Source organism: Arcanobacterium haemolyticum DSM 20595 (genome assembly GCF_000092365.1).
Taxonomy (GTDB): Bacteria; Actinomycetota; Actinomycetes; order Actinomycetales; family Actinomycetaceae; genus Arcanobacterium; species Arcanobacterium haemolyticum.
Genome location: NC_014218.1, coordinates 1,624,011 through 1,644,343, shown reverse-complemented (window position 1 = coordinate 1,644,343; position 20,333 = coordinate 1,624,011). Strand labels below are relative to the sequence as shown.

The window sequence follows — 20,333 nt, the reverse complement described above, 5'->3', positions numbered from 1 at the left end:
AATCGAGCCTCCTTTAATTCTAAAGGAATGAGCTGCCTGCGATTTTGGGCGAAAGTCCCACCGGCGTTGCGGGCGAACGTGCACAAAACCGTGTGTTTCCGCAGTGGCGTGAGAGCGAATACGGGGACGACGCCGGTGTGTGACCGTTTGCGTGAATCTTACGGTGCTGAGCATCGTAAGGGGTGAACTGTTAATCTTGGGGTGTGACGTTGCATGAAGATTCTGTAAAAGCTGGTGCCGTATCGTTGGCGGGCGCTTCGGCGTTTCCTGCCGAAATTCCTTCGGAGGAAAATTCTGAAGGGAAACGTATTTTGATCGCTACCCCGCGCGGGTATTGCGCGGGTGTTGATCGTGCTGTTGACACCGTAGAGAAGGCTTTGGAATTGTATGGCCCTCCGGTGTATGTGCGTAAAGAGATCGTTCATAACAAGTTTGTTGTTGAGACCTTGACGAGGCGCGGTGCGATTTTTGTGCATGATACCGACGACGTTCCGGAAGGTGCTCGTGTTGTCTTTTCTGCACATGGTGTTTCTCCGGCGGTTCATGAGGCTGCGCAGCGGCGAATGTTGCAGACGATTGATGCAACATGCCCGTTGGTGACCAAGGTTCATAAGCAGGCTGTTCGTTTTGCCGATCAGGATTATGACATTTTGTTGATTGGGCATTCTGGACATGAAGAGGTTGAGGGTACTCAAGGTGAGGCTCCTGATCATATTCAGGTTGTGAATGGTCCTGAAGATGTTGCGAATGTTGAGGTTCGTGATCCGGATAGGGTGGTGTGGATTTCGCAGACTACTCTTTCTGTTGATGAAACGATGAAAACAGTTGAGTTGTTGCGTGATCGTTTCCCGAACTTGATTAATCCGCCGAGTGATGACATCTGTTATGCCACCCAAAACCGCCAGGGTTCTGTGAAGAAGATGGCGCCGCAGTGTGACGTGGTAATCGTTGTGGGATCGGCTAATTCGTCTAATTCTGTTCGCCTGGTTGAAGTGGCGTTGGAAGGCGGAGCACAGGCGTCTTACCGTGTTGATAAGGCTGATGAACTGGAGCTTTCGTGGATTGATGGGGCAAAGACGATCGGTGTAACTTCCGGTGCTTCTGTTCCTGAAATCTTGGTGCGTGATGTTGTTGAACAGTTGAAGGAGTGGGGTTTTACCACCGTAGAACCTGTGTTCACTGTTCAAGAGGATGTGCACTTTTCCTTGCCAAAGAATTTGCGCGGTGATTTGAAAGCCACGGGGGCAGAGGTTGATCGCCCGCATAAGGCGCGTGACAAGAATGCCCCACGCCGTTCCACGGCACGCAGCACTGGAAAACTTGCCAAAGAACCTAAAATGTGACCTATGAACTAATAGTGCAGAAGGTTGTGGTGTCATATGGTTTATCAGCCGAAACAATTGCGTAGTTGTGTTCGACGTAATGAGCCACTCGGGTGGATACATCCCGGGCATCATTTCGATGGAAAGATTCATGGTAGTCATCAAGACTGGCTCGATATGCCGACCTGGTTAGGGAGCGATATTGCTGGATTACGGGAGTCGGTATTTCATGGTAATTTCCAGTACATTCAGCTCATTGGTGAAATAAACGAACTTTTACAATGTGCGAGCTATGGAGAACTTACTCAAGAGTATCCAGACGATGTAGTTCGTAGCTCTAAAGATGTTGTGCCAACGAGACGCGAACCGAATGTTATTGAATTACGTTTACCAGAACCTTTCGATGTAGAGAAGAAAAGATACAGGTCGAGAGTCTATTTTGCTGAACCTATGATCATAGACGCTCTTGTTAGTTTAGGTCATTTAATGAAAGATGTTGACTCGCAAATGTGGCGGGAAGAGCAGGATAGGAAAATTGACGATTGTGCGAGGCGTCTAGAATCTTGGGTTAAGAAGCCGACGTGCCCCTCTGCTCAATAATGAATTAAATATGGTATTTACGCCATATCCTAGTTAAGCTATTATCTGTGAGGAGGTAGCTATGGAAAGCATTTCGGAAAAAGAACTTATTCAACGAGCCACCATGCAAGCGCATGAAGATCGAGCCCTGATAGCGCAGTTAAGAAGCATACGAACCTCAAAAGAACAATCTGAAGGGTTAACTCAAAAAGTTGTTGCTGAGCGAATGGGAACAGACCAATCCAATGTTTCTCGATTAGAAAACGGGCAGTCAAATATCACCATGCGTACATTGCGGGAGTACCTTCTTAGTATTGGGGCGGGGATACGATACACCGTTGTCGATTATGGCAGAAAAATTGAACTTCCTGCTCAAGACGCATCGCGGAAAGCCTATCGCGCTCATGATAATAGTTCGTATTTTAAGGTGAGATAGTAGCGGTATGCGTACTAAATTTGTTTTGCCAACGGTTCTTGCATTAAGTATTAATCCAATCAATAAAGAGGATGAAGATCTGCAGACTTCTGCTACCATCCGTTTTATCCCAATGGTGGCTGATCGGCATCAAAATGGGCAGCTACAGGGTGTTGCTGCAATTCTAGATACCTACTTAAAAGACGATGTGTGGGGCGCGGGTGTTTTAACACAGGTTTTTATTGAATCGAATGATCCATGCCCGGTAGGTAAAGATGAAGACGAGTGGGTTGCGGAGGTCGTTCACAGCGTCTTCACCAATGTTGTTTCGTATCTTTGGTCTTATTCTGCACTTGCGCTGCGTACCACTCTTGCGAGTATGCCTGTTGTCTCTATCGAAGTTCCAGCTGAAATACATCTGGAAGATAGCGAACTGATTGTTTCCGTTGCGCAAGCAACAGCCCGCGAATAATCATGGCTAGATGCTGGGTTTATGAGGCATGATCGTCTTCCATAGAAATATTGAATTCAGGAGCCTTTGACTGACGAGTAGTACCGTCTTCAGTACTGATTGTCATCTTCTGTGTATCCAAAATATGCGCTTTTTCGCCTAGAGATTCAAACTTCCGGTAGGTAACGAGTACGCGTGATTCTAATGAGGACATGGCGCTGTTGTAGGACTTCACCGATGTGGTAAGGCTAGATCCCAACTTGTGCAAATGCTTGACAAACACACTTAACCGATCAACCAGTTCTTGGCCAGCCAACACGATATCCCGTGCTTCCTCCGATGCTTGAGCAGAACGCCAAATTGCTGCAATCGAACGCAAGAGTGCCAAGAGAGTAGCAGGGGAGGCTAAGATAATCCCATCCTGCAATGCTGATTCGAGAAGCGAAGAATCAGAATCGAGCGCTTCCGCAAGCAACGCTTCAGAAGGCAAGAACATAATCGTGAGTTGAGGAGATTGCGGGAAATCGCCAGGATAATTTCGCTTCTTCAACGCCATCACATGTTGCCGAACAGCCTTAGCGTGAGATCGCATCAGTTCAGCGCGTTCACCGGCCCTCTCAAGATCCGTAGCCGGAATATCATGAGCCGCAATATAAGAAGCCATCGGCACCTTCGAATCAATCGCCACATGAGCACCATTCGGCAAATGAACAGTAACATCTGGCCGGCCACCGCTTTGGGCATCCGCCGACACCTGGGAATTCGACAACTGTTCATCGAAATCAACCCGTTCCAACATGCCGCTAGATTCAATAATTCGCCGCAGTTGAACTTCACCCCACGAACCACGCACCGACGAATTACGCAACGCCGCATTCAACGATTCGGTCGTGCGAGTGAGCTGCATCGATACCTGAGCATCAGCCTGCAACTGCGTTGAAATAGCCGAAAAACGCTGCGCAGTTTTACTTTCCAACGCACGAACATACGCATCAACCTGCCCCAACTGTTGAGAAATCGGAGCCAACACCTGCGCAGTAGAACCCTGATCGTCAACACGATCGTGCAGATGAGCATTCTCCAACTCCAACTGATCACACCTACCCTGAAGCAACAACGCCCGTTCGCGCGCCTGAGTGAGCGCAGTTTGTAACGATCCATGATCGCTATTGTGGCGATTTACCGCCGCCAGCCAGCCAATCGCAATGCCACCAGCCATCGCGAACACCAGAAAAATAAAGAAAACACCTAAAGAAATCGTCATGTTTCAAGTGTAAAAGGAGGCTCCCACATAGTTTGGGTGACACTTGCATATGCCACCTTCGTCGTCGTCACAATCAACCCCACACAAAACTAACGTGACTGAACCGAGTAACCCGGCTAAACTGGAAAACGTGGCTTTAACAATTGGTATTGCAGGACTGCCCAACGTCGGCAAGTCAACGTTGTTCAATGCGCTCACGCGCGCAAACGTACTCGCAGCGAACTACCCGTTCGCGACGATCGAACCCAACGTGGGAATCGTTCCGCTCCCAGATCCGCGGCTCAACAAGCTCGCAGAAATCTTCGGATCGCAAAAAATCCTACCCGCAACCGTATCCTTCGTTGATATTGCGGGAATCGTGCGCGGCGCCTCAGAAGGCGAAGGACTCGGTAACCAGTTCCTCGCAAACATCCGTGAAGCAGACGCAATCTGCCAAGTCACACGCGCCTTCGCAGATCCAGACGTAACCCACGTGGACGGGCGCGTCGATCCAGCATCGGACATCGATACCATCACCACCGAACTCGTGCTGGCCGATATCCAAACCCTGGAAAAGCAACTCCCACGCCTCCAAAAAGAACTCACCAACCGCAAAATCGCCAAAGAAATCGTGGAAACAGCGCAGGCGGCGCTCGCAATCCTTGAAGAAGGCAAAACGCTCTATGCGGCCGGTGGCGATCTGGATCCAGACATCCTCAAAACCTTCCACTTAATGACCAACAAACCATTCATCTACGTGTTCAACACAGATGAAGACGGGCTCGCAGACACCGCCATGCAAGCCACATTGCGCGAACTCGTGGCGCCAGCCGAAGCAATCTTCCTCGATGCCAAGTTCGAAGCCGAACTTATCGAACTCGATGAAGAAGAAGCCCGCGAAATGCTCGAATCCACCGGCCAAGAAGAAGCAGGCCTGGACAAGCTCGCACGCGTAGGCTTCGACACCCTCGGGCTCCAGAGCTACCTCACCGCAGGGCCAAAAGAAGCCCGTGCCTGGACAATCCACAAGGGCTGGACCGCCCCACAAGCAGCCGGCGTTATCCACACCGATTTCGAACGTGGCTTCATCAAGGCACAAGTCATTTCATTCGATGACCTCGTGGAAAACGGCTCCATGGCAGAAGCCAAAGCCCACGGCAAAGTCCGTATGGAAGGCAAAGACTACGTGATGCATGACGGGGACGTCGTGGAGTTCAGGACAGGGCTTACGTCTGGTGGGAAGAAGTAGGTGACGAGATTGCGGATGCTGGGCCGAGCGTGAGCTCTGAGCATGAGTAGGAGTGACTTGATGAAAACCACCTTACATGGTCCGTTGTATGATCAAAGGCTACTTGCACAAGTCCGAGAGTCGTTTGGTCGGGTGGTCTACAGTCATAAGACGCATGAGAAGCAAGCTGACATCAGCTTCTCTAGGTATAAGTGGCAGCAGGCCACCCTTATAGCACTCACTGCATTGGGCTCAGGCACGTTTCTGACTCTCGTCTTTGGACTGTTCGGCAACTCAACGTGGTCGAGCCTCGCCACATCCTTCTGCGCGCTCCTGGTTAGTTGGATGAGCCTTGGTGCGAAGACCTTCAAATTTGACGAGAATTCAGCAGCCCATCGCGACATAGCATCCAAGCTCTGGGATATCCGAGAATCCTACATCTCGCTGATCGCCGACATGATGTCGGGCGAGGTCTCGGACTCGGATGCGCGGAAGCGGCGCGACGAACTGCAGATATTGGCGCGAGACATCTACTTCACAGCCCCGCGCACCTCAGGCAGAGCCTTCACACTTGCGAAGGATGGGCTGAAGAACAACGAGGAAATGACGTTCACAGCTCATGAAATTGACCTTTTTCTCCCCGAAGCGCTTCGTCTTGGTGTGGACGAGGAACAGTAATGAAGGCGGCAGAGATTTTCAACGGGTTACTGAGCGCTCTCAAGCTGGGCGACACGGCCTCGGTGATCGCTAGCCGACGAGATGAGATCGCCAAGGCGCTTAACAAAGATTTCCGTGGGAAGGATGGCTGTAGCGACTACAGACTCATGGTCGGTTCATTCGGTCGGCATACGGCGATTAAGGGGGTTTCTGACCTTGACATGATCTACATCCTGCCGCCAGATATCCGTGGGGACTACGCAGGCGACGGTGGACCTCGTCGCATGCTTGAGCGAGTCCGCGACGATCTGAAGGCTCGGTACCCGAACACAGATATCCGCGTCGACCAATGCGTTGTTCGCGTGCAGTTTACGGCCAACGCCTTCAAGTTCGATGTCCAGCCAGCGTTCGAGAACGCGGAAGGTAGTTTTTCCTACCCTGATACAAAGTCTGATAGTTGGAGGATCACCAAGCCCCGTGACGAGATTCGGGCCACCCGTGAGAGCACCGCACGCACGTCCACCAACATGCGTCACCTCGCGAGGATGGCTCGCGCATGGAAGAACGCTAACGGGGTGGCCATGGGAGGTCTCCTCATCGATACGCTGGTCTATCGCTTCTTCGAGCAGTCGCATGTTTTCGACGCTGTGGGTACCGGTTCATTCGATCGGATGGCACGCGACTTCTTCGAGTTCCTCAAGAACGAGCCGGAGAAGGATTATTACTTGGCCCTCGGTAGCTATCAGCGCGTCGATGTGAAGGCTAAGTTCCAACCCAAGGCCAAGAAGGCCTACAACCGCTGTGTCGAGGCCATGGAAGCCGAGGACACTTCCTCGGCCAACGCCACATGGCGCGAGGTGTTCGGCACATCCGTCCCGCTCGCGAAGAGCTCGCGCGATGCCCGCTCGTTCAAGTACACGGAGGAGTTCATCGAGGACCACTACCCGGTTGAGATATCGGACACTGTCTCAATCGACTGCGAGGTGACCCAGGATGGGTGGCGGCCGATGAAACTGCGGGAGATGTTGCGCTTGGGGACGCTGCTGAAGTCCGACAGGAAATTACGCTTCATGGTGGTTGCGTGCTCGGTCCCACAGCCGTACACGGTGAAGTGGAAGGTCCTTAACCGCGGTCCGGAGGCAGAGCGTCGCAACAACATCCGTGGTCAGATTGTTGACTCCACAGCAGCCGGTGTGCGGTCCGAGTATTCGGATTTCCGAGGTGACCACCTCGTGGAGTGCTACATAGTCAAAGATGGCATCGTCGTAGCTCGTGATCGGATCGACGTACCTATCAGTACTACTAGTGCCCATCCTCCATCTGTATAAACCGTGCATATGGAGTCTGTTGGATGGGTTGGATTTTGAGTAAGTCCGTCAGGTTAGACGATGCCCTGAGTTTTGGTTCAAAATATCTGCTTGATTGACCAATTGACTTGTGAAAATGCTCGCTAGTAACCCGATTTTGATGGCATTCATAGATCCACAGGTACAAAGTGGAGTTCATGTTCAACGTGTAGGCGTGTAGTTCGTAAAACGCGGAAAGTGCCCGGGGAATTGTTCCCCGGGCACTTTTGCATCAGGCCGGACAAGATGCACCATACTGTATTGAATCGGGAAGCGGTGGCACTGGAGCTGAATCCCGGTGGAATGTCTGGATTATTCATATTTAATGGTGGTTGCGTGTAGATTATTGGTGCCCATAGCTCGGTTGCCGGCGCCCGATCGGCGGCACAGAGCACAGGAGCGCCGTATACGGCACTCCTGTGCCGCCTGCCGCTTATGTGGCATCAGAATGAAGGCATAAGTCAGATGTGATTGATTCATTTAGCAGTTCATCACTGCGATGAACAGAGCAACGCCTATGAGGAGGCATCCAAAGATCACCGAAAGAGCCTTTGCTGGAAGTCTGTTTGATAAAGGGCCGCCAATGAATCCGCCAAACATGGAAGCGAAGCTGAAAGCAAGTGTCACTTTCCAGTCGATGATTACGCCGGTGCCGATTCGAGCGAGTAATCCGCTTGCTGCCGTCAGTACCATCACCAGTAAGGATGTGGCTGATGCAAACCGAATGGGGATACCGAGTACAAAAACGAGCGCAGGCACTACAACAAACCCGCCACCTACCCCAAAGAAACCGGTCAAGATTCCAGTTCCAAGAGCGGTGAGTGTTACCGTTATGATTGGCTTGCGGGAGATTTGGTGTATCTCTTCATTGCCGGTACCGCGTAGAACTTTTGTCAGCATTGTTATGCCAATGCACAAGAGCAGTACAGAGAAGAGGGCGAGGAGAAAGTTTCCGTCAACGAGTGGGGTTAGCCGCGAACCAATAACCGCGCCGGCGATCGCACCACCGCTGAAGATGAATCCTTCTCTGAATTGGATTGATCTCCATCGCATGAGCATCGCAATGAAGGCTGTAAGCCCAACAATCACTAATGATTCAGCTGTGGCGTTGTACGGAGTCTGCTCGAGTACGTAAATCAAGATAGGAACGGCAAGAATTCCTCCACCTGCTCCGAGCACTCCCACGATAGTTCCGATGGTAATTCCAGCCAAACTAGCTGCAATCATTGTGTTACTCCTTTGGGCGCATCTGAGCGCGTACCTGTGGGTCGCGAATGAGACTGGCTCTCTTTCCTGCCTGTAAGAGCTTTCCCATGGCGATGAGGTCTGGCAAAATATGTGTATAAAACTGTTGGTATCCTGAGCATAGATAGTTGTTCGGGCCGCCGTCGTCCTGTATGAAGCGATCCTTGGGGCATCCGCCGTTACAGAGGCGCAATACGCCACAGTTGTGGCACGTTGCTGGCAGTTTTGCACGTTTCTTTTGCGCAAATTTTTGCATCGTTTCGGTTGTGAGGAGTGATGAAAAGTTTGTTGTGCAAATGTTGCCGAGTTTCCATTCGGGTTCGACCCAATGGTCACAAGTGTAGATGTCGCCGTTGAACTCAAGTGCCAGGTTATTGCCGCATTCTGGAGCGTGCACGCAGACTGTCGCTTGATGGAAAAGTGCGGACAGCGCTGAGTCGAAGTCTTGGACAAAGACATCGCCAACGTCGTTTTTAATCCATTCGTCGAAAATTGTAGAAAGGAAAGCGCCATATTTTTTGGGGGTGACGCTTCGGGCGGTTACTGCTGTTCCATCTTGTCGATACAGGATTCCTGTCTGTGCGTTCCAACCATTTTTGACAGCGTGAATGTGTTGCTCGGGAACGCGTTCGACGATTGGGATGAATTGAATAAAACGCGCATCTAATTGGTCCCTGAAATACCGATAGATTTCTATGGGGTGATCTTGATTTGCTGCGTGTATGGTGCACAGGATGTTCGTGTCAACGCCGGCGTCTTGCAGATACTTCCATCCGCGGATTACTTGTGAATGGGAGGCGCGTCCTGCACGATTGGTGCGGTAGGTATCGTGGAGAGGGGCGGGGCCGTCGATTGAGATACCTACGAGGAAACGGTTTTCTGCGAAGAACTGTGCCCAGGTGCTGTTGATAAGGGTGCCGTTTGTTTGGATTGCGTGTGTGACGTATTGCGCTGGGCGGCGGTATTTTTCGCCTAGTTCGATTGCGCGTTTGAAGAAATCAATTCCACGTAGGGTTGGTTCTCCGCCTTGCCAGAGGAGCGTGACGGGCCCGTCTGGATTTATGGTCAGGAATTTGCGTATGAACTGTTCGAGTGTTTCATCGCTCATGCGCTGTTTTTTCTGGTTGTAGAGGAGTTCTTTTGAGAGGAAGAAACAGTAAGAGCAGTCGAGGTTGCAAGATGAACCAGTGGGTTTTGTGACGACGGAGATCGGCATTCGTTGTGCAGGCACGGCATGCATTGTTGTTGCGCCACCTCCTCATGGCTAAGCTTTTCCACAAGATTTTACTCGGTTAAATCGAGAGTCAGGACCTTGTTGTGGGAAACGTTTGGTGCATCTATTATCACGTGATAATATCTCTTTTGAGATCATAACTCACATCTACAATTCACTCAAAGGGGAGTTCGAATGAGTTCACGGAGTCTCGCATCTGAGGAGATCTCAGAGAAAGATGCACGTTTTATTAAAAGGCACTCGTCTACGCTGATCGCGTTTGGAGAGTTCATTGATGGCTACGATTTGGCTGTCATCGGTGTTGCGATGGTATTTCTATCTTCGTCATTTTCCCTCACACCAGGTGACAAAGGCTTGCTTGTTGCGATCTCCTTTCTTGGCACGGCAGTGGGGCTGATTGTCTTTGGCGATTTGTCTGACCGGATAGGTAGAAAGAAAGTTTTTGCTTTCAACCTATGGATTTTCATCATCACCGCATTACTAGCGGCGGCAATAACGCATGTGTGGATGCTTTGGGCGTTGCGGTTCCTCATCGGCGTCGCGATAGGAATGGATCTGTCTACATCTGCAGCATATCTGGCAGAGATTGCTCCGAAGGCACGCCGCGGAAGGATCACCGGCTCTTTACTGAACATAATGATGGTCCTAGGTGCGATGTTCGCAATTATTTTTGCGATGGTTTTGTACTGGGCAGTGCCAGAAAATCATCATGACTGGATTTGGCGTGGAATGTTTGCTTTCGCTGCCGTTCCTGCTGCGGTTGTTCTTTTCTTGCGCAAGCGCCTTCCAGAGTCTCCACGTTGGTTAATCCAAAATGGTCAGGTTGAAAAGGCGTGGACAATTATCCGAGCGCTCGGCCTTGAGAATGAGATGACGCAAGCTCAACCTAAACCTAAGACAAATCGCGAATATCGTAAACTTTTCAAGGGCGATGCGCGCCGCCGCGTGCTTGTGTGTACTGCATTTTTCATGCTCAATTCTACTGCCGGTCCGGTTGTCTCTTTCCTCGGCCCGGTGATTTTCGAACAGGCTGGCATGCCGGCATCGGCGAACCTTACAGTGTCGTTACTTGCTAATGTGGTCGCATTTATTGCTTTGTTTATTGGCGCGTTCTTTATTGATCGAGTCAACCGCCGAACACTCGGTATGATTACTGCGCTCGTTCTAACAGTCGCAGCAGCAACGCTTGGCTTGTTTGGATCGATGGCAAACGTTATTCTTTTTATCGCGTTCGTGGTCTGGAGTTTTACCACCTATTTCGGGCCGGGAATGCTCGCACTAGTATGGTCGGTGGAAGCATATCCGACGGAACTTCGCGGCTTTGGAGCCGGCTTTACCCAGTCGATGGCGCGCATCATGTCGGCGACGGTATCTTTCCTTGTCCCAGTGTTAGTCGCACAGTATGGATATTACGCGATCGCGCCTTTCGCGATCGTCTACCTCTTGATGTTCATCTTGGTGTGGGCAAATCCATGGCTTGCCTCCACCGCTGAGAACCTCGAAGACGTGTCAGAAGGTGATATAGCGGTAGCCAACTAGAAAGCAGGGGAGAGGTTTACGGTTGTCTCGCCTAGCCGTGCAGTTGTAGGCAAGATGCGTTGTATACCTTTTGGTAAGGGAACTCCTCCGTGTATGTGTGAAAGCAGAAGATTTGCTGCGATTGATGCAGCTTGCGGCAGTGGCCATGTGACTGTTGTGAGTTGGTTTGGTGACGTCGAATTCTGTTCGGCGTCACCGAAACCAAAGAGCTGGAAATCTGGGGTGATGTCAATCCTGTGCTCACGGAAGTACTGTAGGAGGCCATGGGCTATGTGATCGTTTGTCGCAAAAATGAGATTCGGATTTAAATCGAGTACCGCCTTGCCAGCCGCATATCCATCGCGGTAGAGCCACCCCGGGAGTTCAACCTCGGTGGCTGAAGGAAAATGGTGAAAGAACTCATCGTTTCGTCCGGAAGGCTTACCTGGCCCATGCACAATCAGTTGATTGTGTGCTCTATCTGTCCTTACCGCTGCAAGCACGTCTGAGACACCAGGTTTCTCGTCAATAACCACTGTTGTCAGATCGGGTGAAAGTGGATCCGAAAGACCAGTATTAATCCAAACTGAGGGGATATCATTCAGCTCGAGTAATGGAGCTACCTTCCGCAGTGCAAGATCATCGCGCACAATCGCACCAGCAAGATAGACTTCACGCAATGTCGATTCTATCGTCGTGTATGGGTCTTCCGTGATCGGCACTGGTAAGACGAAGTATCCTGCCGGAAGCATGTGATCAATGATAGTGGTCAGTAGTTCATTGAAAATTGGAAGTTTCAGAGAGGTGGGCACCTCAGTGGTGAACAACGCGATAACTTGGCTCTTTTGGTACCGAAAGTTACGTGCCGATGGATGCGCAATATATCCAACTTGCTTCGCCGCATTCTTTACACGCATAGCGGTATCGGATGAGAATCCGAGCTCCGCGCCGCGTCCGTTCAAGATATGGGAAACTGTGGCTACAGATACACCGGCTAGCTTGGCAACGTCTTTTCGGGTAGCTCGTGGCATCAGGATCAACCTCTCTTTCACAGGGGTGAAAACCCCGTCATTTAGATGGTAGACAAAGAAAATTCAGGATATAACAATGACAACCAACTTTGTGGTCGTAGTAACCGATGATCAGGGGCCATGGGCAACGAGCGAACATTGGCCGGAGTTGCAGACCCCAAACCTTGATGAATTATCCGCGCAATCAACGGTTTTCGAAAACTACTATTGTGCTTCTCCGGTCTGTTCACCTGCTCGCGGATCGTTACTTACTGGGCGGATGCCGTCGGCTCATGGAATCCACGACTGGCTTGTGGGAGGGCGTCACCCTGACGATCGTGAAGAAAACTTTCTTTCCGATGTTCTTACATTGCCTGAAGTGCTAAAGAAGAGCGGATATTCTTGCGCAATGGTGGGCAAATGGCATGTTGGGACATCTAAACAGCCTGCAGCTGGCTTTGATTATTGGTATGCACACCGATACGGCGGTGGACCCTACTATGAAGCCCCAATTTGGGACGATAACGGTGAGGAAGCGAGTGAGCCGGAGTATTTCACCTACGCAGTGGCGGATCGTGCCTGTGATTTCCTATCTACACGCGATGAGGCGAAGCCCTTTTTCCTCCTCGTGAACTTCACGGCGCCGCATTCGCCATGGATCGATAACCATCCACAAGATTTACTAGATTTATACAAAGATACGGATTTCCCGTCGATTCCTCGTGAAACGCCACATCCGTGGACACAGACCTACAACGATTTCGCCGACGCATTTTCTGATCCAGTTCCGAGCTTGCGAGGATATGCGGCCTCGTTGAGTGGGGTTGATCGTGCGATCGGGCAAATCAACGAGGCGCTCTCAACCCACGGACTTAGCGATGATACTGTATTCATCTACATGGCAGACAACGGATTTAGTTGTGGACACCATGGCTTGTGGGGCAAAGGCAACGGTACCTTTCCGCTCAACTTCTGGGAGAACTCTGTACGTGTGCCGTGCATGATGCACCTTCCGCAACAATCGGAACGGCGCACCGTCGTCGAACATGTCTCAGCTTGCTCGTTCTTTGAAACTGTCTGTGATCTAGCAGGAGTAGCTGCTCCAACAGATCCGTTACGTGCGGCTGGATCAGTGGCCGCGCTCGTGCGCGGGGAAGAGCGAGAAAACACAGATCCTGTCATGGTATTCGATGAATATGGCGGCGGGCGTATGATCCGGGTAGGGGACTATAAGTTTATTGATCGTTTCGATGGGCCACGTGAATTATATGATTTCCGTACCGATTCTGAAGAACGTCACAACGTGGCAGACACTCCTGAATACAGCCATATTCAAGCACAGCTTGCCACGCAACTTGACCAATGGTTTGCCGCCCATGAGACGGCGATAAATCGGGCTTTTGATCGTGACGTGCGTGGACGCGGACAAATCCATCCGCCTAGCACGGGGTATGGGGATTCGCGGTTGTATGTATTAGAGGAAGAATGCCTCGATGGAGATGATTCGTTAAGAAAGTAGGAGGCAGCAACGTTTCCAGCTTGTTACTCGGCATGCCGGCGCCCGATCGGCGGCACAGAGCACAGGAGTGCCGTATACGGCACTCCTGTGCCGCCAGCCGCTTATGTGGCACCTGCATATCTATAACGGAACGGCTACGGGCGGTTGGAGAATGAAGCGAGTACGATTTAGCTCAAATGTTGATGCGCTGCCTGTTTAAACCAGACTTTGCAACGCGAATAATGCCTGGGAGGTGCCATATGGCAGATGCAGTTGAAGCTATCAATCTGACCAAGCGATATAAAGATGACACCGCGTTGAACTCGATGAACCTTAGCATTCCTGAAGGTGTCGTCTTCGGCGTGATTGGACCGAACGGTGCAGGAAAGTCTACATTTATGCGTATTCTCTGCGATCTTGTGCGCCCAACTAGTGGAACAGTTAGAGTGCTAGGTGTAGATCCGAAAAATAGTGGCCCTCAAGTGCGCGCGAAGATCGGCTATCTTCCTGGTGAACTACATGTTCCACGTAAAACTAGTGGACGCCAGCTGCTGAAATATTGGGCTGGGCTACGCTCAGATTCAGGTGCGTCCTTGCGTAAGGCAGCTGAGCTTTCACGATATTAGTGAACCCAAGAGAGTGGTAAAACGCCAACTGCTCGGGCAAGTGCTTCATTGACTGCTGGCACGAGTGCGCGATGGTCAATCATGGTTCTAGTGTAGAAGAGTCCTTGTGAAGTTGTATTCGTGGTCACATCATCCCATGCTCAATTTGACCTTATGGAAATAGTAATGATATGGTCATAACCATGTTGCGTAAGAGTACAGAGATTATTAGCGGGTGTGCAGGCTAGAGTAGCCGCCATCCCGCAGTCCTGCGCACCCCACCCCGAGCCCTAATAGTGAGGCCGGGGTTTTTCTATATCTTCTTTAAGATTCATCCCTCTATGGTTAAAGGTGTACCATCATGTCTACTACGTCAGAAAGAGAAGTCTGGTCATCTCGTACAGTGTTCCTCGCGGCGGCGATCGGATCGGCAATTGGGTTGGGAAATATTTGGCGTTTCCCGTACATTGCGTACGAAAATGGTGGCGGAGCGTTTTTGATTCCGTATGTGATTGCGCTGGTGACGGGCGGAATTTCTATGCTTTTCTTCGATTATGCTATTGGGCATCGGTTCCGTGGCGCTCCACCGCTTGCGTTTCGTAGGCTTTCGAAGCGTGCGGAAATGCTGGGTTGGGTGCAGACTGCGATCACATTTTTCATTGCCGTCTACTATATGGCGATTTTGGCGTGGGCAGCGTTCTATACCTATTATTCGGTCACGTTGGCGTGGGGTGATGATCCAGAGGCTTTCTTTATGAAGGATTTCTTGCAAGTGGATAATTCGCATGTGTTTGGCGGTAAGTTTTTGCCGTATATGGCGGTTGTGTTGGTGTTGGCGTGGTGTGCATTGCTTTTCGTTATGTCTCATGGTGTTGAGCGTGGCGTGGGGAAGGTATCGAAGGTTGCGGTTCCGTTGTTGATTGTGTTCTTTCTGGCGATCACGGTGCGTGCGTTGTTTTTGCCGGGTGCGGCTGCTGGTTTGGAGACGTTCTTTACTCCTGATTGGTCTGCACTCGCGAAGCCTTCGGTGTGGATTGCGGGGTATGGCCAGATTTTCTATTCGATCGCGGTTGGGTTTGGGATTATGCTTACGCAGGCTTCGTATTTGAAGCGTCGTACAGATGTGACGACGACGGCGTGGACTGTCGCTTTTGCTAATTCGTCCTTCGAAGTGTTAGCGGGAATTGGTGTGTTCTCCGTGCTGGGTTACATGGCAACTGCGTCTGGTCAGCAGGTTGGAGATGTGGTGACATCTGGGATCGGCATGGCGTTTATCGCTTTCCCGAAGATCATTTCGCTGATGCCGGGTGGTCCGATCTTTGGTGTGTTCTTCTTTGGCTCGTTGTTTTTGGCTGGGTTTACGTCGATGTTTTCGATCATCGAGGTTCCGATCTCGTCGGCGATGGATAAGTTTGGGTGGGTGCGCCGTAAGGCTGTGATGGTTGTTGGCGGTTCTGCGGCTCTAATTTCGGTGGCCTTGTTCTCGCTGGTTTCTGGCCTGGCAACACTGGATATTATGGATAAGTTCATCAATGTTTTCGGTATCGCGTTGGTGGCGTTGGTGACTCTGGTGATTGTTGGGTGGGGAATGCGTATGTTCCCAACACTTTCACGGCACTTGGATGCGATCTCAACGATCCCAACTCGTGGCTGGTGGGTCATCAACGTAGGTGTTGTGACTCCGCTCGTGCTCGCAGTCACGATGGTTGGCGATAGCCGCGAATTACTTAACGAACCGTACGGTGGTTATTCGGCTACCCATCTGTTGGTCTACGGCTGGGGATTGGTTGTTCTGATCTGGGGAGCGGCGCTACTTCTCTCCTTCCTCCCATGGTCTAAGAAGACTGTTTTGCAAGCTCCTGCCGAATTCAATTTTGATCTTAACTACACCTCTGACATGGAGAAAGAAGGACAAGCATGAACACCTCAGCGATCCTTATGATGATTGTTTATTTAGGAATTGTGGGTGGAGGATTGGCGATTGGCGCCGCTGTGATGGCTACTCACCCTGATGAGACTGCGGGAAATCTAGGCGAAGAGTAGCGCGTCTTCCCTGCTCCATAATGGTGGGGTGAAGGCCAGGAGTGCTCTAGCGTTCCTGGCCTTCACCCCGCTTTAGCTCAGAAATTTAAGAACGGCTGATAAAGAAAACAACCATATACTACGTTTAGTGATATATTTGTGGTGTGAGAGATAATCGTTCAGGCAAAGCTTTAACAGAGACATCGCTCTTGATCCTGCTTGCCTTCCGGCAAGAAACCCACGGGTATGGTGCCAAAATCGTGATTGAAGAGCGGACTGGTGGGCGCGTGAAACTGGGGATGGGAACGCTTTACGGGGCTATCAACAACATGCTCGAAAAGGGGTGGATCCGCGAAGTTTCTCGGCCCTCAGGGAAAATTAATTATCGCATTACCCCTCACGGGGAAGAACAAGTTGTACGAGAACGGCATCGGCTCGTGGAACTACTACACCTTATCGGTAGCGACAATGGAGGGGCACGATGAAAAAATGGAAGTTTTTCGGAGATGTCTGTGGTGAGTTAGCGCCTTGGTTAAATTCATACGCAGAACAGGGGTTCCGGCTCACGTCAGTTTCTCTTGGCTCCTACTCTTTCGAACGGACATCGGAACCAGTGAGATACGCAGTCCAGTTTCTTGGTGCACAAGCACCTTCGTATGTAGCAAAATATTTGGCCTTCTTGGAGGAAAACAGCATCAGGTATTTCCGTGTTCCTATAAATCAGGTGAGCGTTGCATGGGGAAAAATTAGAGTTCGCCCCTACGCAGAAGGGATGGGAAAACTTGCTAATACGTTCCAACATCTCAATAAAGAAATACTCATCGTTGAATGTGATGCTGAAACGGAACCAGAACTCCTGACTGATGTCCGCGACATAGCGAAATCATACACTCATCAGCGTAATGCATACGCGCAAGGCGCAGTGATGGCGATTGTTGCTGTCAGCATCTTGCTTATATTTGCTTGTATAAAAGGTGTGGCTGTTGTTTCTAGTTTCGCAGTTATCGGATTAGGTGCCACAGCATTATGGCTAGTTTCTCTTGTTATCAAGAAAGAAAAATATCGTAAGTACTATGAGAACGAGAGTCTCTTTCGAGAGGATGGTTAATGAAGAAGATTGAACTGCGCCCATTAGGCATAGCCGATGAAGAGCAGGCTCGCATTGCAGCAGAAGAATTTGATGCCGATTTCGATTTTCTCTTAGGAGTTCACGGCCTGACGTGGGAAAACTACTTGGTGAAACTCAGCGATGAAGCGGCGGGCCGTCATCTTCCCGCAGGATATGTTCCAGCTACATTTCTTGGCGCATTCGTTGGTGATGATCTTGTTGGCCGAGTCAGCATCCGGCACTATCTCAACGATTTTCTGTTGCGGTCAGGCGGGCATATCGGCTACGGTGTTCGCCCGCGTTTCCGCAAGCGGGGGTATGCCACAGAAATTCTTGCCCGCGCACTTGAGTTCACGGATTCGTTAGGCGTGGATCGAGTACTCGTGACCTGCGATGATAGCAATATCGGATCTGCACGAGTGATTGAGGCGAACGGCGGGTTGTGCGAAAACCGGATCGAAAACAATGGCTCGATTGTTCGCCGCTACTGGATAGCGCGTGATATTAGAGCGTTAAAACCTGCTCGCTAGCATTGCCACAGTGCTGATGATTGGAACGGCAACTAATGTTCCGATGAGTACCCATGTAACAATTTTTGTGCGGGAACGTGGAAGTTTCGGCTTCGATAATGCGGGATTGCGGCTTTTCATGGTTCAAATATACTCAGGTCTGTTTGATCGGTGGCGGAACTTGGGGGATAAAATGGTGGAGAGACGACGGAGGTACAGTATGCGGATCTCTCCTTTAGGTGGAAGGCGGCCAACCCGCGCGGAACTTGGCAACTTCGTGAATGGGACACTCGATGATATTGATTGCCCGGATCCTTGGCTGCTGATTGTGGGGATTAATCCGGGATTGTGGTCGGCGGCTGTGAATGCGCCGTTTGCTGCCCCGTCGAATAGATTCTGGCCGTCGCTCTATCATGCAGGGCTCACTTCGCGGCTTGTTAATGCTACTGCTGGCCTCCTGCCTGAAGATGAAGCTGACCTCATTAGTCGCAGAATCGGTCTCACTAATTTCGTCAATCGAGCCACCGCTAAAGCCTCCGAACTAACCAAAGCCGAACTAGAAACCGGATCGAAACGTATCGTGAGTTTGGTGGAAGAGCGGCGCCCCAGCGTCGTTGCTATCCTTGGAATCACCGCCTACCGTGACGCCTTCGCGGAACCCAAAGCGCGCATGGGGCTGCAACGAAATCCGGCTCCGCGATTGCTGGGCGGCGCGGAACTGTGGGTGCTACCGCAACCGAGCGGGCTCAACGCGCACGCAACCCTGCCCGTGCTGGTGGACTGGTGGGAACGGGTCAAAGAGCGGCGGAAATAAGAGTAATTTTTCCTGTTTTTCAACCCTGGTTCCGTACAGATAAACGAGTCCGTGGCCGTGATGGTTGCCGTGTTCCGCTTCCTTGGGATAGCAACCCGCAAGATACAGGATTCGGAGAACACCCATGGTTACCACAGCCAGACTATTGGGCGGACCTATCCGTTACCCAACAAGAACTCGATAGTAGATCTCCACTCAATTTCTATCGTGAGATGATTTGGATTCGCCGTGAATATGATCTGGGTAATGGCACATTCGAGTGGGGTGAGCATCCGGACAGCAACGTCGTCGTCGTCAAAAACTCCACTGTTACTCTTGTACTCAACATGGCTGACTACTCTGCAACCGTACCAGGCGAAAAAGCGGTACTGATGGCAAGCGGGCCTGTTGACGTGACCCCTGAAGGCATCGAATTACCAGGAAATACTGTCGCATGGCTAATATAAAAAGGTAATAAAACAGCAAAGGAGCAAAGGAGGCGGCCGATGGCAACGCGAGCAGACGTAGCTAAACGAGCTGGTGTATCGCCATCGACCGTCTCCTATGTTCTCAACGGGCAACGCCCCACAACGGATGAAACGAAAGCCCGAGTTCACCAAGCAATTTCAGATCTCGGATACGTTCCCAACCAATGGGCAGGGAACCTCGCTGCCCGATCATTACGGACAATCGGCCTCCACCTCTCCGTAGAAGCGCACGGGATTGACGATGTTACCAGCGAATATATCGTTGGCATGAAAGAACGTGCTCAAGAACTTGGGATTTCGTTGATCCTTCCCGTTATTGGAGAAACTGCCCCAGAAGAATTCCGTAGATTTCTCCGTTCCAAAACTGTTGATGCCCTCATCATGATGGAAGTGGGAGACAGAGATTGGCGTGAAAATATCGTCCTTGACGAATCATTCCCTGCAGTATTCCTCGGATCGCCGGGAACAAAACAAATTCCGTTTGTTGAATCCGATTTCATTGATATTGGGAAGAAAGCCGTTGACTACATAGCACAACGTGGCCACAAAAACTCACTCCTTGTGGTGCGTGACGAAGCCAGATCAGACTTCCAACGTACCTCCGCCCTTATGATTGAGGGTGTAATAATGTCTGCATCAGAAAACGGAGTCAGCAATCGTATCCTGCGGGCCCCTTCGCATTCCATCGGAGCGCTTGACGTACTCGATCTCCTCGCCAAAACCCCCGAACATACGGTTGTTATGGGAGATAACTACGGTGTTCTCTCATCCCTGGTCTCTCTTTCGCCTCGCTTTGGAATGACTATCGGAGAAAACTATTCCGTGGTTTCTTTTGCAGGTAGTTACCCACTTGTTAACGGGCGCGAAAAAGTTATCTCTGAATCAAGCACTGATCACCATCAAATGGGACGTATGTGTGTAGATAAAGTGGTAGCACGATTCAATGGAGAAGATACCGAATCAACATTTTCCCTGCAAGTATTACAGATCGTGGGACGGTGCGTTAACAGGCGTTCGCAGTATAGGAAGACTCAAATTTCCTACTTTTAGTGTTGGGGTTGC

General features: G+C 50.8%; 22 protein-coding genes. 18 read left to right on the top strand and 4 right to left on the bottom strand.

Annotated features, from left to right (window positions below; all coding sequences use genetic code 11):
- Window positions 1-245: 245 nt before the first annotated feature.
- The 4 genes from ARCH_RS07540 (at window position 246) to ARCH_RS07525 (ending at window position 2,788) form a co-directional block, all read left to right on the top strand.
- Window positions 246-1,343, top strand: coding sequence for a 4-hydroxy-3-methylbut-2-enyl diphosphate reductase (locus tag ARCH_RS07540; protein ID WP_049765906.1), 1,098 nt, complete (start codon window positions 246-248; stop codon window positions 1,341-1,343).
- 36 nt (window positions 1,344-1,379) lie between these two features.
- A complete protein-coding gene (locus ARCH_RS07535) occupies window positions 1,380-1,922 on the top strand; it encodes a hypothetical protein (RefSeq protein WP_013170689.1) in 543 nt (180 codons plus the stop codon).
- Between the two features lie 61 nt (window positions 1,923-1,983).
- Window positions 1,984-2,337 carry a helix-turn-helix domain-containing protein gene (locus tag ARCH_RS07530; protein WP_013170688.1) on the top strand — a complete coding sequence of 118 codons (354 nt, stop codon included), beginning with the start codon at window positions 1,984-1,986 and terminating at the stop codon, window positions 2,335-2,337.
- A 7-nt stretch (window positions 2,338-2,344) separates the two neighbouring features.
- Window positions 2,345-2,788, top strand: a complete 444-nt coding sequence (locus tag ARCH_RS07525) for a hypothetical protein (RefSeq protein WP_013170687.1) — start codon at window positions 2,345-2,347, stop codon at window positions 2,786-2,788.
- Window positions 2,789-2,807: 19 nt separating this feature from the next.
- Here the strand turns inward: ARCH_RS07525 and ARCH_RS07520 are convergent, their stop codons facing one another.
- Window positions 2,808-4,031: a DNA recombination protein RmuC gene (locus tag ARCH_RS07520; RefSeq protein ID WP_013170686.1), complete on the bottom strand. Its 1,224-nt coding sequence runs from the start codon at window positions 4,029-4,031 to the stop codon at window positions 2,808-2,810.
- 130 nt (window positions 4,032-4,161) lie between these two features.
- Between ARCH_RS07520 and ychF the strand changes: the two genes are divergently transcribed.
- The 3 genes from ychF to ARCH_RS07505 are packed head-to-tail and all read left to right on the top strand — an operon-like array spanning window position 4,162 to window position 7,223.
- Window positions 4,162-5,259 (top strand): redox-regulated ATPase YchF, encoded by a 1,098-nt coding sequence (gene ychF / locus ARCH_RS07515; protein WP_013170685.1) that lies wholly within the window; start codon window positions 4,162-4,164, stop codon window positions 5,257-5,259.
- 60 nt (window positions 5,260-5,319) lie between these two features.
- Window positions 5,320-5,916 carry an SLATT domain-containing protein gene (locus tag ARCH_RS07510; RefSeq protein WP_013170684.1) on the top strand — a complete coding sequence of 199 codons (597 nt, stop codon included), beginning with the start codon at window positions 5,320-5,322 and terminating at the stop codon, window positions 5,914-5,916.
- The gene (locus ARCH_RS07505) at window positions 5,916-7,223 is read left to right on the top strand and encodes a nucleotide-binding domain-containing protein (RefSeq protein WP_013170683.1); all 1,308 of its coding nucleotides are present in this window, start codon (window positions 5,916-5,918) and stop codon (window positions 7,221-7,223) included. Before ARCH_RS07510 ends, ARCH_RS07505 begins: the two co-directional genes overlap by 1 nt.
- A 498-nt stretch (window positions 7,224-7,721) precedes the next feature.
- Here ARCH_RS07505 and ARCH_RS07500 read toward each other — a convergent pair whose 3' ends face one another.
- Window positions 7,722-8,468 carry a sulfite exporter TauE/SafE family protein gene (locus ARCH_RS07500; protein WP_013170682.1) on the bottom strand — a complete coding sequence of 249 codons (747 nt, stop codon included), beginning with the start codon at window positions 8,466-8,468 and terminating at the stop codon, window positions 7,722-7,724.
- 4 nt (window positions 8,469-8,472) lie between these two features.
- The gene (locus ARCH_RS07495; RefSeq protein WP_013170681.1) at window positions 8,473-9,726 is read right to left on the bottom strand and encodes an anaerobic sulfatase maturase; all 1,254 of its coding nucleotides are present in this window, start codon (window positions 9,724-9,726) and stop codon (window positions 8,473-8,475) included.
- A gap of 168 nt (window positions 9,727-9,894) precedes the next feature.
- Between ARCH_RS07495 and ARCH_RS07490 the strand changes: the two genes are divergently transcribed.
- Window positions 9,895-11,259, top strand: coding sequence for an MFS transporter (locus ARCH_RS07490; protein WP_013170680.1), 1,365 nt, complete (start codon window positions 9,895-9,897; stop codon window positions 11,257-11,259).
- On the opposite strand, the gene ARCH_RS07485 is transcribed toward ARCH_RS07490, so the two are convergent.
- Window positions 11,256-12,269 (bottom strand): LacI family DNA-binding transcriptional regulator, encoded by a 1,014-nt coding sequence (locus ARCH_RS07485; RefSeq protein WP_013170679.1) that lies wholly within the window; start codon window positions 12,267-12,269, stop codon window positions 11,256-11,258. The two genes, ARCH_RS07490 and ARCH_RS07485, sit on opposite strands and share 4 nt — an antisense overlap.
- Window positions 12,270-12,345: 76 nt before the next feature.
- Between ARCH_RS07485 and ARCH_RS07480 the strand changes: the two genes are divergently transcribed.
- The 10 genes from ARCH_RS07480 to ARCH_RS07440 all read left to right on the top strand — a co-directional run bounded on the left by ARCH_RS07480 (window position 12,346) and on the right by ARCH_RS07440 (window position 20,321).
- The gene (locus ARCH_RS07480; RefSeq protein ID WP_013170678.1) at window positions 12,346-13,767 is read left to right on the top strand and encodes a sulfatase-like hydrolase/transferase; all 1,422 of its coding nucleotides are present in this window, start codon (window positions 12,346-12,348) and stop codon (window positions 13,765-13,767) included.
- A 239-nt stretch (window positions 13,768-14,006) separates the two neighbouring features.
- Window positions 14,007-14,372, top strand: coding sequence for an ATP-binding cassette domain-containing protein (locus ARCH_RS07475; RefSeq protein ID WP_013170677.1), 366 nt, complete (start codon window positions 14,007-14,009; stop codon window positions 14,370-14,372).
- 340 nt (window positions 14,373-14,712) lie between these two features.
- The gene (locus ARCH_RS07470) at window positions 14,713-16,272 is read left to right on the top strand and encodes a sodium-dependent transporter (protein WP_013170676.1); all 1,560 of its coding nucleotides are present in this window, start codon (window positions 14,713-14,715) and stop codon (window positions 16,270-16,272) included.
- Window positions 16,269-16,394 carry a methionine/alanine import family NSS transporter small subunit gene (locus ARCH_RS09735; protein WP_013170675.1) on the top strand — a complete coding sequence of 42 codons (126 nt, stop codon included), beginning with the start codon at window positions 16,269-16,271 and terminating at the stop codon, window positions 16,392-16,394. Before ARCH_RS07470 ends, ARCH_RS09735 begins: the two co-directional genes overlap by 4 nt.
- Window positions 16,395-16,537: 143 nt before the next feature.
- On the top strand, window positions 16,538-16,858 hold the full coding sequence (locus ARCH_RS07465; protein WP_013170674.1) for a PadR family transcriptional regulator: 321 nt from the start codon (window positions 16,538-16,540) through the stop codon (window positions 16,856-16,858).
- Entirely contained in the window at window positions 16,855-17,481 is a 627-nt protein-coding gene (locus ARCH_RS07460) for a DUF2812 domain-containing protein (protein ID WP_013170673.1), read from the top strand. Before ARCH_RS07465 ends, ARCH_RS07460 begins: the two co-directional genes overlap by 4 nt.
- A complete protein-coding gene (locus ARCH_RS07455) occupies window positions 17,481-18,011 on the top strand; it encodes a GNAT family N-acetyltransferase (protein ID WP_013170672.1) in 531 nt (176 codons plus the stop codon). Before ARCH_RS07460 ends, ARCH_RS07455 begins: the two co-directional genes overlap by 1 nt.
- Window positions 18,012-18,210: 199 nt before the next feature.
- Window positions 18,211-18,804 (top strand): mismatch-specific DNA-glycosylase, encoded by a 594-nt coding sequence (locus tag ARCH_RS07450; RefSeq protein WP_013170671.1) that lies wholly within the window; start codon window positions 18,211-18,213, stop codon window positions 18,802-18,804.
- Entirely contained in the window at window positions 18,711-19,250 is a 540-nt protein-coding gene (locus ARCH_RS10585) for an alpha-amylase family glycosyl hydrolase (RefSeq protein WP_451961723.1), read from the top strand. Before ARCH_RS07450 ends, ARCH_RS10585 begins: the two co-directional genes overlap by 94 nt.
- Window positions 19,251-19,289: 39 nt before the next feature.
- Window positions 19,290-20,321 (top strand): LacI family DNA-binding transcriptional regulator, encoded by a 1,032-nt coding sequence (locus tag ARCH_RS07440; RefSeq protein ID WP_013170670.1) that lies wholly within the window; start codon window positions 19,290-19,292, stop codon window positions 20,319-20,321.
- Window positions 20,322-20,333 lie beyond the last annotated feature (12 nt).

Excerpts from the sequence above, each read along its gene's own strand:
- ARCH_RS07525 (WP_013170687.1), top strand. The coding sequence starts at position 2,345 with ATGCGTACTAAATTTGTTTTGCCAACGGTTCTTGCATTAAGTATTAAT.
- ARCH_RS09735 (WP_013170675.1), top strand. The coding sequence starts at position 16,269 with ATGAACACCTCAGCGATCCTTATGATGATTGTTTATTTAGGAATTGTG.
- ARCH_RS07495 (WP_013170681.1), bottom strand. The coding sequence starts at position 9,726 with ATGCATGCCGTGCCTGCACAACGAATGCCGATCTCCGTCGTCACAAAA.
- ARCH_RS07485 (WP_013170679.1), bottom strand. The coding sequence starts at position 12,269 with ATGCCACGAGCTACCCGAAAAGACGTTGCCAAGCTAGCCGGTGTATCT.
- ARCH_RS07460 (WP_013170673.1), top strand. The coding sequence starts at position 16,855 with ATGAAAAAATGGAAGTTTTTCGGAGATGTCTGTGGTGAGTTAGCGCCT.
- ARCH_RS07470 (WP_013170676.1), top strand. The coding sequence starts at position 14,713 with ATGTCTACTACGTCAGAAAGAGAAGTCTGGTCATCTCGTACAGTGTTC.
- ARCH_RS07450 (WP_013170671.1), top strand. The coding sequence starts at position 18,211 with ATGCGGATCTCTCCTTTAGGTGGAAGGCGGCCAACCCGCGCGGAACTT.
- ARCH_RS07510 (WP_013170684.1), top strand. The coding sequence starts at position 5,320 with ATGAAAACCACCTTACATGGTCCGTTGTATGATCAAAGGCTACTTGCA.
- ARCH_RS07475 (WP_013170677.1), top strand. The coding sequence starts at position 14,007 with ATGGCAGATGCAGTTGAAGCTATCAATCTGACCAAGCGATATAAAGAT.
- ARCH_RS07455 (WP_013170672.1), top strand. The coding sequence starts at position 17,481 with ATGAAGAAGATTGAACTGCGCCCATTAGGCATAGCCGATGAAGAGCAG.
- ARCH_RS07500 (WP_013170682.1), bottom strand. The coding sequence starts at position 8,468 with ATGATTGCAGCTAGTTTGGCTGGAATTACCATCGGAACTATCGTGGGA.
- ARCH_RS07490 (WP_013170680.1), top strand. The coding sequence starts at position 9,895 with ATGAGTTCACGGAGTCTCGCATCTGAGGAGATCTCAGAGAAAGATGCA.
- ARCH_RS07440 (WP_013170670.1), top strand. The coding sequence starts at position 19,290 with ATGGCAACGCGAGCAGACGTAGCTAAACGAGCTGGTGTATCGCCATCG.
- ARCH_RS07530 (WP_013170688.1), top strand. The coding sequence starts at position 1,984 with ATGGAAAGCATTTCGGAAAAAGAACTTATTCAACGAGCCACCATGCAA.
- ARCH_RS07480 (WP_013170678.1), top strand. The coding sequence starts at position 12,346 with ATGACAACCAACTTTGTGGTCGTAGTAACCGATGATCAGGGGCCATGG.
- ARCH_RS07505 (WP_013170683.1), top strand. The coding sequence starts at position 5,916 with ATGAAGGCGGCAGAGATTTTCAACGGGTTACTGAGCGCTCTCAAGCTG.
- ARCH_RS07520 (WP_013170686.1), bottom strand. The coding sequence starts at position 4,031 with ATGACGATTTCTTTAGGTGTTTTCTTTATTTTTCTGGTGTTCGCGATG.
- ARCH_RS07535 (WP_013170689.1), top strand. The coding sequence starts at position 1,380 with ATGGTTTATCAGCCGAAACAATTGCGTAGTTGTGTTCGACGTAATGAG.